This is a genomic window from Micromonospora sp. CNZ285 (genome assembly GCF_004637285.1).
The window spans coordinates 5,007,735-5,021,821 of sequence record NZ_SPQD01000001.1 but is presented as its reverse complement, the minus strand read 5'-3'; the positions used below and the strand labels follow the sequence as shown (position 1 = coordinate 5,021,821).

11 protein-coding genes are annotated in these 14,087 nt (G+C 72.5%); 8 read left to right on the top strand and 3 right to left on the bottom strand.

Annotation, left to right across the window (positions count from 1 at the left end):
* Positions 1-2 precede the first annotated feature (2 nt).
* Positions 3-1,445: an MFS transporter gene (locus CLT75_RS22890; RefSeq protein ID WP_135242403.1), complete on the top strand. Its 1,443-nt coding sequence runs from the start codon at positions 3-5 to the stop codon at positions 1,443-1,445.
* A gap of 24 nt (positions 1,446-1,469) precedes the next feature.
* Here CLT75_RS22890 and leuA read toward each other — a convergent pair whose 3' ends face one another.
* Together leuA and CLT75_RS22880 are read right to left on the bottom strand one after the other, a co-directional pair.
* Positions 1,470-3,215, bottom strand: coding sequence for a 2-isopropylmalate synthase (leuA, locus tag CLT75_RS22885; RefSeq protein ID WP_135242402.1), 1,746 nt, complete (start codon positions 3,213-3,215; stop codon positions 1,470-1,472).
* A gap of 271 nt (positions 3,216-3,486) precedes the next feature.
* Entirely contained in the window at positions 3,487-4,248 is a 762-nt protein-coding gene (locus CLT75_RS22880; RefSeq protein WP_486485250.1) for a hypothetical protein, read from the bottom strand.
* Between the two features lie 238 nt (positions 4,249-4,486).
* Here CLT75_RS22880 and CLT75_RS22875 point away from each other — a divergent pair, with 238 nt between their 5' ends.
* Both CLT75_RS22875 and CLT75_RS22870 read left to right on the top strand, forming a co-directional pair.
* Positions 4,487-5,752 carry an aspartate kinase gene (locus CLT75_RS22875; RefSeq protein WP_135242401.1) on the top strand — a complete coding sequence of 422 codons (1,266 nt, stop codon included), beginning with the start codon at positions 4,487-4,489 and terminating at the stop codon, positions 5,750-5,752.
* Positions 5,753-5,758: 6 nt separating this feature from the next.
* Positions 5,759-6,820 carry an aspartate-semialdehyde dehydrogenase gene (locus tag CLT75_RS22870; protein ID WP_135242400.1) on the top strand — a complete coding sequence of 354 codons (1,062 nt, stop codon included), beginning with the start codon at positions 5,759-5,761 and terminating at the stop codon, positions 6,818-6,820.
* A gap of 136 nt (positions 6,821-6,956) precedes the next feature.
* On the opposite strand, the gene CLT75_RS22865 is transcribed toward CLT75_RS22870, so the two are convergent.
* A complete protein-coding gene (locus tag CLT75_RS22865) occupies positions 6,957-8,414 on the bottom strand; it encodes a diguanylate cyclase (RefSeq protein WP_135242399.1) in 1,458 nt (485 codons plus the stop codon).
* Positions 8,415-8,592: 178 nt separating this feature from the next.
* Here CLT75_RS22865 and CLT75_RS22860 point away from each other — a divergent pair, with 178 nt between their 5' ends.
* The 5 genes from CLT75_RS22860 to CLT75_RS22840 all read left to right on the top strand — a co-directional run bounded on the left by CLT75_RS22860 (position 8,593) and on the right by CLT75_RS22840 (position 14,069).
* Complete coding sequence (locus CLT75_RS22860) at positions 8,593-9,372, top strand: phosphodiesterase (protein ID WP_135242398.1); 780 nt, start codon at positions 8,593-8,595, stop codon at positions 9,370-9,372.
* A 12-nt stretch (positions 9,373-9,384) separates the two neighbouring features.
* Positions 9,385-9,999 (top strand): histone deacetylase, encoded by a 615-nt coding sequence (locus CLT75_RS22855; protein ID WP_135242397.1) that lies wholly within the window; start codon positions 9,385-9,387, stop codon positions 9,997-9,999.
* Between the two features lie 81 nt (positions 10,000-10,080).
* Positions 10,081-10,593, top strand: a complete 513-nt coding sequence (locus tag CLT75_RS22850) for a SigE family RNA polymerase sigma factor (RefSeq protein WP_135242396.1) — start codon at positions 10,081-10,083, stop codon at positions 10,591-10,593.
* Between the two features lies 1 nt (position 10,594).
* Entirely contained in the window at positions 10,595-11,860 is a 1,266-nt protein-coding gene (locus CLT75_RS22845) for a hypothetical protein (RefSeq protein WP_135242395.1), read from the top strand.
* Positions 11,861-12,326: 466 nt separating this feature from the next.
* Positions 12,327-14,069, top strand: coding sequence for a bifunctional metallophosphatase/5'-nucleotidase (locus tag CLT75_RS22840; RefSeq protein WP_135242394.1), 1,743 nt, complete (start codon positions 12,327-12,329; stop codon positions 14,067-14,069).
* The last annotated feature ends 18 nt before the right edge of the window (positions 14,070-14,087 follow it).

Here is a 14,087-nt window from a genome sequence, read left to right as displayed (position 1 = left end):
ACGTGACCGCACCCGCTCCCGCGCTGCGTACCGGCTCCGCCGCCGGACGCGGCACCCTGCTCGCCGCGATCCTCGCTTCCGGCATGGTGTTCCTCGACAGCACTGTCGTCAACGTCGCGCTGCCGCGCCTCGGCGCCGAGCTGGACGCCACAGTCGCCGGTCTGCAGTGGACCGTGAACGGCTACCTGCTCATGCTCGCCGCGTTCGTCCTGCTCGGCGGCGCGCTCGGCGACCGGTTCGGGCGGCGGCGCGTCTTCCTGCTCGGCGTGGTCTGGTTCGCGGTGGCGTCGGTGCTCTGCGGGCTGGCCCAGGACACCGGCTGGCTCGTCGCCGCCCGGTTCCTCCAGGGTGCCGGCGGGGCACTGCTCACGCCCGGCTCGCTGTCCGTGCTCCAGGCCAGCTTCCACCCGGACGACCGGGGCCGGGCGATCGGCACGTGGTCCGGGCTGTCCGGGGTGTCCACAGCGCTCGGCCCGCTGCTCGGCGGCTGGCTGATCGACACGCTCTCCTGGCGGTGGATCTTCTTCGTCAACCTGCCGCTGGCCGTCGGCGTGGTGCTCGCCGCGCTGCGCTGGGTGCCGGAGAGCCGGGACGAGGAGGTCTCGCGTACCGGAGGCGGGCGGCGGCGGTTCGACGTGACGGGCGCGCTGCTCGGCGCGCTCGCGCTCGGCGGCGTCACGTACGCGCTGATCGACGCCCCGGCGCGCGGCCTGGACTCCCCGGCGGTGCTCGCCGCGGCGGTGCTCGGGGTGGTCGCCGTGGTGGTCTTCGTGCTGGTCGAGCGGCGGCGCGGCGACACCGCGATGCTGCCCACCGGGCTGTTCTCCAGCCGGCTGTTCTCCGTGCTGAACGTCTTCACCGTCGTGGTGTACGCGGCGCTCGGCGGGTTCACCTTCTTCCTCGCCGTCTACCTGCAGAACGTGGTCGGCTGGTCGGCGCTGCTCACCGGCCTGGCCACAGTGCCGATGACGGTGCTGCTGCTGGTCGGCTCGCCGCGCGCCGGCGCGCTGTCGGCCCGCATCGGCCCCCGGCTGCCGCTCACCGTCGGACCGGTGATCGCCGCCGTGGGTCTGCTGCTGTTGCGGCGGGTCGGGCCCGGTGCGTCGTACTGGGTGGACGTGCTGCCGGGCGTGGCGCTGTTCGGCGCCGGGCTCACGCTCGTGGTGGCGCCGCTGACCACGTCGGTGCTCGGCGCCGTCTCGGACCGGTTCGCCGGGGTGGCGAGCGGCTTCAACAACGCCGCGTCCCGGGCCGGCGGTCTGCTCGCGGTGGCCGCGTTGCCGCTGCTGGTGGGGCTGTCGGGCACCGGGTACGAGCAGAAGGGCGCGCTCGCAGGCGCGTACCGGGGGGCGTTGGCGTGGTGCGCGGGGCTGCTGCTGGCCGGGGCCGTGCTCGCCGCCGTGCTGATCCACCGCCCGCCGAAGCAGAGCGGGGGCCCGGCCTGAAGCCGGACCCCCGCGTCGCCGGAATCAGGCGCGGGTGCGGTTCACCGCGCTCGTGACCGCCTTGATCGAGGCGGTCACGATGTTCGCGTCCACCCCGACGCCCCACACCGTACGGCCGTCCACCTCGCACTCGACGTACGCGGCGGCCTGCGCGTCCCCACCGGAGGACAGCGCGTGCTCGTGGTAGTCGAGCACCCGTACCGCCACGCCCAGGGACTGCAACGCGTTGACGTACGCGTCGATCGGGCCGTTGCCGACAGCGGTGAGCGCGCGGGTCTCGCCGCCGAAGCCGACGCGGGCGTCGATCTCGACCTTGCCGTCGACGGTGCCGATGGTGTACTCGGCCAGCTTCACGGCCGGGTCGACCTGGTGGTCGACCAGGTAGTTGCGGGCGAAGATCTCCCACATCGCGCCCGGCTCGACCTCGCCGCCGTCGTGGTCGGTGACCTGCTGCACCACGCCGGAGAACTCGATCTGGAGGCGGCGCGGCAGGTCGAGCTGGTGCTCGGTCTTCATGATGTACGCGACGCCGCCCTTGCCGGACTGCGAGTTGACCCGGATGACCGCCTCGTAGGTGCGGCCCAGGTCCTTCGGGTCGATCGGCAGGTAGGGCACGGCCCAGGTGAAGTCGTCGACCGGCACCCCGGCCGCCGCGGCGTCGGCGTGCAGCGCAGCGAAGCCCTTGTTGATCGCGTCCTGGTGGGAGCCGGAGAACGCGGTGTAGACCAGGTCGCCCGCGTACGGGTGGCGCTCGTGCACCGGCAGCTGGTTGCAGTACTCGACGGCGCGCTTGATTTCGTCGATGTTCGAGAAGTCGATCATCGGGTCGATGCCCTGGGAGAACATGTTCAGGCCCAGCGTCACCAGGTCGACGTTGCCGGTGCGCTCACCGTTGCCGAACAGGCAGCCCTCGATCCGGTCGGCGCCAGCCAGCAGGCCCAGCTCGGCGGCGGCCACGCCGGTGCCCCGGTCGTTGTGCGGGTGCAGGCTCAGCACCAGGCTGTCCCGCCGGGGCAGGCGCCGGTGCATCCACTCGATCGAGTCGGCGTAGACGTTCGGCATCGCCATCTCGACGGTGGCCGGCAGGTTGATGATCAGCTTCCGGTCCGGGGTCGGGTCGATCACGTCGATGACCGCCGAGCAGACCTCCAGCGCGTACTCCAGCTCGGTGCCCGTGTACGACTCCGGCGAGTACTCGTAGTGGATGTCGGTGTCCGGGGTGTGGATCTCCGCGTACTTCTGGCACAGCCGCGCGCCCTGGGTGGCGATGTCGGTGATGCCGTCGCGGTCCAGACCGAAGACCACCCGGCGCTGCAGCGTCGACGTGGAGTTGTAGAAGTGCACGATGGCCCGGTGGGCGCCGCGCAGCGACTCGAAGGTCCGCTCGATCAGGTGCTCCCGGCACTGGGTCAGCACCTGGATGGTGACGTCGGAGGGGATCAGGTCCTGCTCGATCAGCTGCCGTACGAAGTCGTAGTCGGTCTGGCTCGCCGACGGGAAGCCGACCTCGATCTCCTTGTAGCCCATCTGCACCAGGAGCTGGAACATCCGCCGCTTACGCTCGGGCGACATCGGGTCGATCAGGGCCTGGTTGCCGTCGCGGAGGTCGACTGCGCACCAGCGGGGCGCGGCCTCGACGCGGCGGGTGGGCCAGGAGCGGTCCGGCAGGTCGACGCCGAACTCCCTGTCGTACGGGACGTAGCGGTGGACCGGCATCCGGCTGGGGCGCTGGCTGGCGAACGGATCGGTGGCGGTGACAGGTTGAGCCATCTCGGAGTGCTCCCTGGAACATGTGGCGTCAGCAGATCGGAAAGGTGTCGGCGGGCTGCCGGGCGACGGTGCGCGGCGGTGCCGAGAAGAAGATCGGATGTGCTGGACGGCGCGTAGCGACTCCGCGACGAGGTGCCGGCCGGTCAGGCCTCGTCGCGGCAGCCAAGGAGAAGGTACGCGCGCCACATGACAAGGTCACCCTACGTGGTGGGACGGGCGGTGGGAAGGCTGGTCCGGACTATGGGATCAGAGTCACCGGATCGGTGGCCGGCTACGGTGCTCCGGGGCTCGGGGCGTCCCGGCTTACCGGCTCGCCGTCGGTCACCGCGCCGGCCAGCTCGACGGTGCCCGGCGCGGCGCCGGGCTCGCCGGTCAGCGTCAGCGTGCCGAACCCGGCCCGTACCGCCGCCGGTGTGCCGTCCTCCCGGAAGCAGTAGATGCCCACGTCCAGCGGCGCGTTCAGCGACGCCGAGGTGCTGTCGACCGTGTAGCAGGGGCCGTCGGCCCCCGGTAGCGGATCGGCCGGGGAGACGGCGAGCGGCGCACGCCTGTCGGTCAGCACCTCCAGCCAGTCGGTGAACGGGTGCTGCACGCGGGGGTCGAGCCGGCGCGGCACCGCGTCGTCGGCGTCGCCGAGGCGGACGCAGGTCGCCGCCTGCGGCCAGCCGGCCGAGGGCAGCGCGCACTGGAACAGCCCGTCGGAGGTGCCGGCGAGGGAGACGTCCACCGTGCCGGCGTGCCCCCAGCCGGGCACGTCGACCCGCCAGCTGCCGTCGTTGGCGCTGGTGAAGGCAACAGTGCGGGGCGTGCCCTCGGCGGGCGCGAACGCGTACGTGGCGGTGAGGTGGCGGTCCTGCGCCGCGGCGGCCAGCCCGGCCAGTTCCTCGCGGGCGGCGTCGACCTGCACCGGGACCGGGTCGGCGGTGCCGGTGGGCGCCGCCTCGGGGTTGCCGCCGTCGCAGGCGGCCAGCAGTACCGGCAGGGTGAGCGCGACCACGCCGGTCAGGCGGGCCGCACGTCGATGAGCGTGCACCGGCTCATTCTGCGTCGTGGACACGGTCCAGGTCAGCCCACCGTACGGCTGTACCGCTTGGCGTGTCGCGTCCCTCGGGGCTGGTGAGCCGCCCCACGGCGGGGCCGGATGGTGGGATCACGCGACCCGGCGTCGCGGGCCGCCCGATAGGCTGAGGCGGTCTGACACGCGCCGCCGGACCGAGAACACCGGCGGCGTCGGCACGCTCAGGGTCGTCGCTGGGAGGGAGTGCACCGTCGTGGCACTCGTGGTGCAGAAGTACGGCGGGTCCTCCGTCGCCAACGCCGAGCGGATCAAGCGGGTGGCCGAGCGCATCGTGGCCGCGCGCAAGGCCGGCGACGACGTGGTGGTGGTGGTGTCCGCCATGGGCGACACCACCGACGAGCTGCTCGACCTGGCCAACCAGGTCAGCCCGCTGCCGCCGGGCCGCGAGCTGGACATGCTGCTCACCGCCGGGGAGCGGATCTCCATGGCGCTGCTCGCCATGGCCATCCACAACCTGGGGTACGAAGCGCGCTCGTTCACCGGTTCCCAGGCCGGCGTGATCACCACCTCGGTGCACGGCCGGGCCCGGATCATCGACGTCACCCCGGGGCGGCTCAAGGGCGCGCTGGACGAGGGCGCGGTGGTCATCGTGGCCGGCTTCCAGGGCGTCTCGCAGGACACCAAGGACGTGACCACGCTCGGGCGCGGCGGCTCGGACACCACCGCCGTGGCGCTCGCCGCCGCGCTGGAGGCGGACGTCTGCGAGATCTACACCGACGTGGACGGCATCTTCAGCGCCGACCCGCGTATCGTGCCGAACGCCCGGCACATCAAGCAGATCACCTACGAGGAGATGCTGGAGCTGGCCGCCTGCGGCGCGAAGGTGCTGCACCTGCGCAGCGTCGAGTACGCGCGGCGCGCGGGCTTGCCGATCCACGTCCGTTCGTCATACTCGACCAACACCGGCACGATGGTCACCGGATCGATGGAGGACCTTCCTGTGGAACAGGCACTGATCACCGGGGTCGCCCACGACCGCAGCGAAGCGAAGATCACGATCGTCGGCGTGCCCGACGAGCCGGGCGCCGCCGCGTCGATCTTCGACACCGTGGCCGGCGCGGAGATCAACATCGACATGATCGTGCAGAACGTGTCCACCGAGGGCACCGGCCGCACGGACATCTCGTTCACGCTGCCCAAGGCCGACGGCCCGACCGCGATGACCGCGCTCAGCAAGATCCAGGAGTCGGTCAAGTTCAAGGGCCTGCTGTACGACGACCACGTCGGCAAGGTGTCCCTGATCGGTGCCGGCATGCGCTCGCACCCGGGCGTCGCCGCCGGCTTCTTCGCCGCCCTCGGCGCGGCCGGCGTCAACATCGAGATGATCTCCACCTCGGAGATCCGGGTCTCCGTGGTCTGCCGCGACACCGACCTGGACAAGGCGGTCCGCGCCATTCACGACGCCTTCGAGCTGGGTGGTGACACCGAAGCCGTCGTCTACGCCGGCACCGGGCGGTAACGCGCCGTGGCGTCGCTGCCCACCCTCGCCGTGGTCGGGGCGACAGGTGCCGTCGGTACGGTGATGTGCCAGATCCTCTCCTCCCGGCGCAACGTGTGGGGCGAGATCCGGCTGCTCGCCTCCGAGCGGTCGGCCGGTCGGCGCATGCAGTGCCGGGGCGAGGAACTGACCGTCCAGGCGCTCACCGCCGACGCGCTCGACGGCGTCGACGTGGCGATGTTCGACGTGCCGGACGACGTCTCCGCGGAGTGGGCCCCGGTCGCCGCCGCGCGCGGCGCGGTGGTGGTGGACAACTCCGGCGCGTTCCGGATGGACCGTGACGTGCCGCTCGTGGTCCCCGAGATCAACCCCGAGCAGGTACGCAACCGGCCCAAGGGCATCATCGCCAACGCCAACTGCACGACGCTAGCGATGATCGTGGCGGTCGCGCCGCTGCACCGCGAGTACGGGCTGCGCGAGCTGGTGCTCGCGTCGTACCAGGCGGTCTCCGGTGCGGGGCAGGCCGGCGTGGACGCGCTGCACCTCCAGCTCGGCAAGATCGCCGGCGATCGGGTGCTCGGCTCCCGGGCCGGTGACGTGCGACAGGCAGTCGGCGACGAGCTGGGTCCGTTCCCGGCGCCGCTGGCGCTGAACGTCGTACCGTGGGCGGGCTCGCTGGCAGACGGGGGCTGGTCCTCCGAGGAGATGAAGCTGCGCAACGAGTCGCGCAAGATCCTCGGGCTGCCCGACCTCAAGGTGTCCGCCACCTGCGTACGGGTGCCGGTGGTGACCGGTCACTCGGTCGCCGTGCACGCGGTCTTCGCCACCGAGGTGGACGCCGAGGGTGCCCGTGAGGTGCTGCGCAACGCGCCGGGCGTGATCCTGGTCGACGACCCGGCGGCGGGGGAGTTCCCGATGCCGATCGACGCGGTCGGCACCGACCCGTCGTGGGTGGGCCGCATCCGCCGAGCGGTGGACGACCCCAGAGCCCTGGACCTCTTCGTGACAGGCGACAACCTCCGCAAGGGCGCCGCCCTCAACACGGCCCAGATAGCCGAACTCCTCGCCAAGGACCTGACCCGCCCATAACCCGGCCCTCCTCCCGCCGCCGCCCGGTCCGGCGTTGATCTTGCACTTTCGGCCCCGCTCGCGAGGCATATGCGGCATTTGTCAGGGCCGGAAGTGCAAGATCGCGGGGGAGAGGGGTGACGGGGGCGGGGCGGGGTCAGGCGGCGGAGAGGTGGACTCCGTCTCGGCCGTGGCGCTTCACGGCGTAGAGGGCCTGGTCGGCTCGGTGCAGGGTGCGCTCGGGGGACTCGCCCGGTCTCGGCAGGGCGACGCCTACGCTGATCGTCCGGCCGGTACGGCGGGCCGCCTCGGTGAGCCGTTCGGCGATCCGGACCGCCTCCTCCGGGCGGCTCACCTCGATCACCGCCACGAACTCGTCGCCGCCGGTCCGGTACAGCTCGTCGCCCTGGCGCAACGCGCCTTCGAGCGCCCGGGCCAGGCCCACCAGCAGCCGGTCGCCGGCCTGGTGGCCGTACGTGTCGTTGACGTCCTTGAACCCGTCCACGTCGATCGCCAGCAGTGCGGTACGCCCCGGCGTGGCGGTGGCGATCCGCTGCCCGAACGGGCCGGTGTGCCGCAGCCCGGTGAGCGGGTCCGAGCTTGCCTGCTCGCGGAGCCGGGCGAGCGTACGCAGCCGGTCCAGGCAGGTCCACGCCTGCCCGGCGAGCAGCTCGATCAGGTTGACCGTGGTCGGGTCGGGGCGCAGGCGCTGCTCGTCGGCCACGAGCAGCACGCCACCGGAGACAGGTGTGCCGACCGGTACCGCCACGAGCGTGCGCGCGCCGGCCCGGGTCAGCGGCAGGTACGCCTCGGTGGGCGGGTGGCCCGCCTCGCCCAGCGTGTACGCCGAGCCGTACCGGTGGGCCCGGTCGATCATGCGGTCCAGCGCTACCGGTCCGGCCTCGTCCAGCTCGGCCCGGATGCGCGCCTCCAGCGCTCCTGGGGTGCCGGTGGGCGCGCCGAGGCGTGGGCCGCGCTGGCCGGTGAGCACCAGTACGGCGGCGGAGAGCGCTGACACGTCCCGGGCCGCGGCGAGCGCGGCGGTCATCAGGTCCCAGTCCGTCGGCGCGGCGGTGAACGCGGCGGCGTGCCGCAACAGCTTCTCGCTGCGGCTCTCGGCCGGCGGCCCGCCGAGCGCGGCGATCCGCCCGCCGAGGCGGTCGGCCACCAGTTCGGCGGTCTCCCGCCAGGCCGCGAGCACGACCGGCTCGCTCCACTGCAGGTCGAGCACGCCGATCGGACGGCCGTCCGGGTCGCGTACCGGCACACAGAGTTCGGCGGTGACGTCCGGGCGGACCTCAAGGTAGTCGGGGTCGGCGCCGACGTCGGGTACGGCGGCGGTGGTCCCGGAGGCGTAGACCCGCCGCACCACCGAGGGTTCGGGCCGATGGCGGCCCGGCGGGGTGCCGTCGGCGGTGGCCGGCACGTGCGAGAAGACCTGCCAGGCACCGGTGGCGGCGACGCAGCGCAGACGGTCGTGGACGCGGAGCAGGACGGTGGCGGTCGCCGGGGTGTGCCGGGCGAGCGCGGCGACGGTCCACTGGCACGCCTCCGGCACGGTCGACGCCGTGGGGAGGCGCACCGTGACGTCGCGGAGGACTCGCTCGTGGTCCACGTCGTTCCTGCTCGGAGGGGGTCGGGTCGCGATCAAGGGTACTCAGCGCAACCGCCGCCGACCTTCGTACACATGTGCCATCCACAGGCTGTGGACGCAGCCTGTGGGCAGAAGCGGGCCTGCGCGGGGAGGGTGTGCGGCGATAGCGTGAGGGCCCGGGCACCCGAGGAGGCGGCCGATGCTCATCGCCCAGCTCAGCGACCCGCACGTGACCACCGGCCCGCTCGCGGCCGACCCGGCGTCCGGGTTGCACCGGGCGCTCGGCACGGTGCTCGCCCTGCGTCCCCGGCCCGACTGCGTGGTGATCACGGGTGACCTCACCGCCAACGGCCGGCCGGACGAATACCTCGCCCTGCGCGAGATCGTCGGCGCGTTCCCGCTGCCGGTGCACCTGGTGACCGGCAACCACGACGACCGCGAGTCGCTGCTCGACACGTTCGGCGGCACCCCCTACCTGGCCGGCGGCTTCTCGGCGCACTACCACGTCGACCTGCCGGACGCGACGCTCGTGGTGCTCGACTCGCTCACCCCGGGCAGCCCCGGCGGCCGGCTCGGCGACGAGCAGCTCGCCTGGCTGGACGGGGTGCTCGCCGGCCGCACCGACGCGCCCGCCGTCGTGTGCCTGCACCATCCGCCGGTCACTGTGGGCGTGCCGGGCATGGACGCGATGGGCCTCGCCGACGCCGACGCGCTCGCCGCCGTGGTCGGCCGTCACCCCCATGTCGTACGCGTCGCCGCGGGGCACCTGCACCGCCAGGTGACCAGCGCGTTCGCCGGTACGGTGCTGACCACCGCGCCGAGCACCTGGATCCAGGTGAGCCTGAGCATGACCGAGGAGGAGGAGCCGGGGTTCGTCGCCGAGCCGACCGCCTTCCTGCTGCACCGGATCGCCGACGGCGGCTGCGTGACGCACACCGTCCAGGTCAGCCACTCCGCCGGGCGCACCTGCTGGTTCTGAGCCGCGCCGCCGATGCTCTGGTACGTCGCGTACGGCTCGAACCTGCACGCCGCCCGGCTCGACTGGTACCTGCGTGGCGGGTGTCCACCCGGCGGGCTGCGCACGTACCCCGGCTGCCGGGACCGCCGGCCACCGCGCCGGACGGTTCCGGTGCTGATCCCCGGCGGCGTCTACTTCGCCGGTGAGTCGCGGGCCTGGACCGGCGGCATGGCGTTCTACGACCCGCTGCTGCCCGGCCGGGCGGCGGCGCGCGGCTACCTGGTGACAGTCGAGCAGTTCGCGGACATCGCCGCGCAGGAGATGTACCGGCCGCCCGGCGCCGACCTGGCCGGGATCCTCACGGCGGTCGAGACCGGGCGGGCGACGCTCGGGCCGGGCCGCTACGAGACGCTGCTGCGCGTCGGCGTCCACGAGGGCCTGCCGATGCTCACGTTCACCGCGCCGCACCGGGCGGTGGAGGTGCAGTGGACCCGGCCCGCCCCGGTCTACCTGGGGATGCTGGCGCGCGGGCTGCGCGAGGCGCACGGCTGGGACGCCGCGCGCACAGTGGGCTACCTGGCGGGCCGGCCGGGGGTCGCCGGGCGGTGGAACCGGCCCGCGTTGCGCAGGCTGGTCGGCGCCGGCTGAGGGCCGTGCCGATTTGTCCTGGTGCAACCGCCGTCGGCGTCCCTCACGTCCATCAGCCGTAGGGTCCCGGGAAGGAGCGGCATGCGGGCCGAGGACGAGACCGAGTACGTGGCGTACGTGCGGGCACGGCTGCCCGTGCTGCACCGCACCGCGTACCTGATCTGCGGTGACGCTCACCTGGCGGACGACATCGTGCAGACGACGCTTACCAAGCTCTACCGGTACTGGCGGCGGGCGGCCGCGGCGGACGACACCGACGCGTACGTCAGGCGGATTCTCATCCACACCTACCTGGACGAACGCCGGCGCGGGTGGTTCCGGATCCGGCTGCTGCCGCAGGCGCCGGAACGGCCGGCCGCCGCGTCGCCGGACGTCGAGGAATGCGATGGCGTCCAGGATCTGCTGGCCGGCCTGTCACCGGCCCAGCGGGCCGTGTTGACCCTGCGCTTTCTCTGCGACCTTCCCGTCGCCGAGGTGGCGAGCCTGCTCAACTGCTCGACCGGCAACGTGAAGAGCCACACCTCTCGCGGCCTCGCGAAGCTGCGCCGCCGGCTCGACCTGGATACCTGTACCGACAACCGAGCGGGAGGATGACATGACCTGGGACGAGGATCGGGTGGGTGCGGTCGTCCGCCGGGAGTTGACCCGGGTCGAGGTGCCGCCGAGCCGGGTCGACCCGGGGGCGGTGCTGGTCGCCGGCCGCCGGGCCGAGCGGCGGCGTCGCCGGCTGACCGTCACCCTCGCGGCGGCGACGGTGCTCACGATCGGGCTCGGGTCCGCGGTGGCGCTGGGCGGGGACGGACGCGGCCGGGGCATGGACGAGGTCGTCGACCGGCCGTCCCCGCGCCCGACGGAGACCCGCGCCGCGCCCACCGTGGACCAGGTGCGGGTACGGGTGAGCGCGAGTCCGGCCGAGTGCACCTCCGAGCAGTACGACACGCCTGACGACGCGTACTTCCCGAGCCTGGGCGCGGTGGACCCCAGCGGCCGGTTCCTCGCGGGGACCTCTCCGGTTCGGGACTGGGGGAGCAAGGGTTTCCGCACCTACCTGGTGATCTGGGACCGGGGGAAGGCGACTCTCGTGGAGCTGTCACGTGCCTTCCAGGCCACCGTGACCGCTATCAACTCCGCGGGTGTGGCAGCGGGCAATCGCTGGGACGGCGAGAACCGGCCCGAGGTGCCCTGGGTCTATCGGGACGGGCAGGTGCGCAACCTTCCCCTGCCCGAGGGCTACCGGGACGTCCGTCCGGTCGCTGTCGACGCCGCCGGGGAGATCGTGGGAGTCGCCGTCGGCAGCGGCGACCAGGCGGTCCTGGTCCGGTGGGACGCCGCGGCGCAGACTCCTCCACGGGTCGTCGCGAACCCTGTCGGTGCCTTCCTCGGCTGGGCGCCCGACGGCACGGTCACCGAGAGTGTGAGTCTCACCCGGGAGACGGTGGCCGTCCGGATCTCCCGGCCGGACGGCGGCACTGTGGTGCAGCCCGCCGCGCCCGGTTGGCACTTCCGCCTGGACGCTCCGGTGCAGGGCGACTGGCTGGCCGGAACCGTCTGGGGCGTCGGTGCCGAGAAGTCGTCACCGGCGCAGTGGAACGTCCGGACGGGCCGGCTCACGGTGTTCCTCGGCCTGGACACCCACCGGCTCGACACCGTCGTCACCGACCGGAGCGGGCGGCTGCTCGTCTCGACGCCTCGGCAGGGCTGGTTCCTGGTCGGACCGGACGGGACGGCGCGGCCGATACCGAGGAGCCTGACGGGCGAGCGCCAGTTGTGGAGGATCCTTCTCGACGACGCGGGACGCATCTACGGCGCAGCGTTCGACGAGAACGGGCGGCAGTGGCCGGTGGTCTGGCAGTGCCGGTGACCGGCACGCCCGGCAGTGAGTCGAGTTCGGACAGTTCGCTCGATATGCCGGGCCGTCGTACATGAACGACCGTTCGGTCCGCGATGGGTGACCGGCAGGAGGTGATTCCGGCAAGGACGGTTGCCAGCGCAACGATTTCCGCGTGACATGAGCGTCGGCGCCGGCTCCCTGTCCCTGGGAGCCGGCGCCTTCGACGACGGCGGGCACCGGCAGCGTGCGTCGCGCGGAATTTCACCTGACCGTCATGTCCGACTCGTCCGGCAGACCGGTACGGGCCGCCCGAGACAGCGACGATTCCTGATGCCACCCCGTTCGACCTGGCGGCCGGTGGATGAGAAGCTACCCCGGCGGGGCGGCGTTCCCCCGAGTACCGCCCTCCGCGATCGACACCTGTCACGGCACGGACCAGGGTCGCCGGGCGCACCATCGCCCGGACGCCACATACCGGCATCTCACGAGGAGTTCCATGTCCGTCACCGGGATGCGACGCCGGGCCGCCGTCGGCCTGGCCGCACTCGCCGCGACCGCGTTCACCGCTGTCGCCGTCACCCCCGACCAGGCCGAGGCCCGCCCGAAGCCGGTCGACGTCCAGTTGCTCGCGATCAACGACTTCCACGGCAATCTGGAGCCGCCGACTGGTTCCAGCGGCAGCATCGACGGCCAGCTGGCCGGTGGCGCGGAATACCTGGCCAGCCACCTGAAGTCGATGCGCGCCGAGGCCAAGGCGCAGGGCAAGGGCACCGTCACCGTCGCCGCCGGTGACCTGATCGGCGCCTCGCCGCTGCTGTCCGCCGCGTTCCACGACGAGCCCACCATCGAGGAGATGAACCTCGCCGGGCTGGAGTTCGCGAGCGTCGGCAACCACGAGTTCGACGAGGGCGCGGCCGAGCTGCTGCGCATGCAGCGCGGCGGCTGCCACCCGGTGGACGGCTGCGCCGACGGCACCCCGTTCGGTGGCGCCAAGTTCTCGTACCTCTCGGCGAACGCCTTCAAGACCTCCACCGGCCTGCCGCTGATGCAGCCGTTCGGCATCAAGATCGTCAAGGGTGTCCCGATCGGCTTCATCGGGATGACCCTGGAGGGCACCCCGAACATCGTCAGCCAGCAGGGCGTCGCCGGCCTGCGGTTCACCGACGAGGCCGACACCGCCAACAAGTACGCCAAGATCCTGCGCCTGCTCGGGGTCAAGAGCATCGTCGTGCTGCTGCACGAGGGCGGCGTGCAGAACGGCGGCGGCATCAACGACTGCACCGGCTTCAGCGGCCCGATCGTCGACATCGCCAACCGGATGGACCCGTCCATCGACGTGATCGTCAGCGGGCACACCCACGCCGCGTACAACTGCAACATCAACGGCAAGCTGGTCACCAGCGCCAGCTCGTTCGGCCGTCTGGTCACCCAGATCGACCTGAAGATCGACCCGCGTACCCGCGACGTGGTCACCGCGTCCGCGAACAACGTGGTGGTCACCCGGGACGTCGAGAAGGACCAGCCCTCGACCGACCTGATCAACCGGTACAAGACCGCGCTCGGCCCGGTGGCCGACCGGGTGGTGGGCGAGACCACCGCCGCGATCACCAAGACCCAGGAGAACCTGTACCAGACCGGGGTCGACGTCAACGGCAAGCCGACGTACCAGACCGGTGAGTCGCCGCTCGGCAACGTGATCGCCGACGCGCAGCTCGCCGCCACCGACACCGAGCAGAACGCGGTCGCCGCGTTCATGAACCCCGGTGGCGTCCGCGCCGACCTCGACGCCGGCCCGGTCACCTACGCCGAGGCGTTCACCGTGCAGCCGTTCGCCAACAACTTGGTGACGCTGGACCTGACCGGCGCCCAGCTCTACTGCATGCTGGAGCAGCAGTTCACCGTCGCGCGCGTGCTCTACGCGTCCTCGACCGTCAACTACGTCGTGGACGTCAACGGCACCACCGCGCCGGCCGGCACGCCGTGCGCCGGCACCCGCGTGGTCCGGGGCAGCCTCACCATCAACGGCACCCCGGTGACGGACACCGCCACCTACCGGGTCACCGTGAACAACTTCCTCGCCGGTGGCGGCGACGGCTTCAGCGTCCTGACCGGCGGCACCAACGCGGTGACCGGCCAGATCGACCTGGACGCCTTCACCGCGTACCTGACCGAGAAGTCGCCGGTCTCCCCGCCGGCGCTGGACCGGATCCGCACGACCACCGAGGTCGCGGCCGGCTGACGGCCGACCACACCGCCG

Bases quoted from the DNA above. Each gene is read 5' to 3' on its own strand.
- leuA (WP_135242402.1), bottom strand. From the start codon at position 3,215: ATGGCTCAACCTGTCACCGCCACCGATCCGTTCGCCAGCCAGCGCCCC.
- CLT75_RS22860 (WP_135242398.1), top strand. From the start codon at position 8,593: ATGCTCATCGCCCAGCTCAGCGACCCGCACGTGACCACCGGCCCGCTC.
- CLT75_RS22855 (WP_135242397.1), top strand. From the start codon at position 9,385: ATGCTCTGGTACGTCGCGTACGGCTCGAACCTGCACGCCGCCCGGCTC.
- CLT75_RS22850 (WP_135242396.1), top strand. From the start codon at position 10,081: ATGCGGGCCGAGGACGAGACCGAGTACGTGGCGTACGTGCGGGCACGG.
- CLT75_RS22845 (WP_135242395.1), top strand. From the start codon at position 10,595: ATGACCTGGGACGAGGATCGGGTGGGTGCGGTCGTCCGCCGGGAGTTG.
- CLT75_RS22840 (WP_135242394.1), top strand. From the start codon at position 12,327: ATGTCCGTCACCGGGATGCGACGCCGGGCCGCCGTCGGCCTGGCCGCA.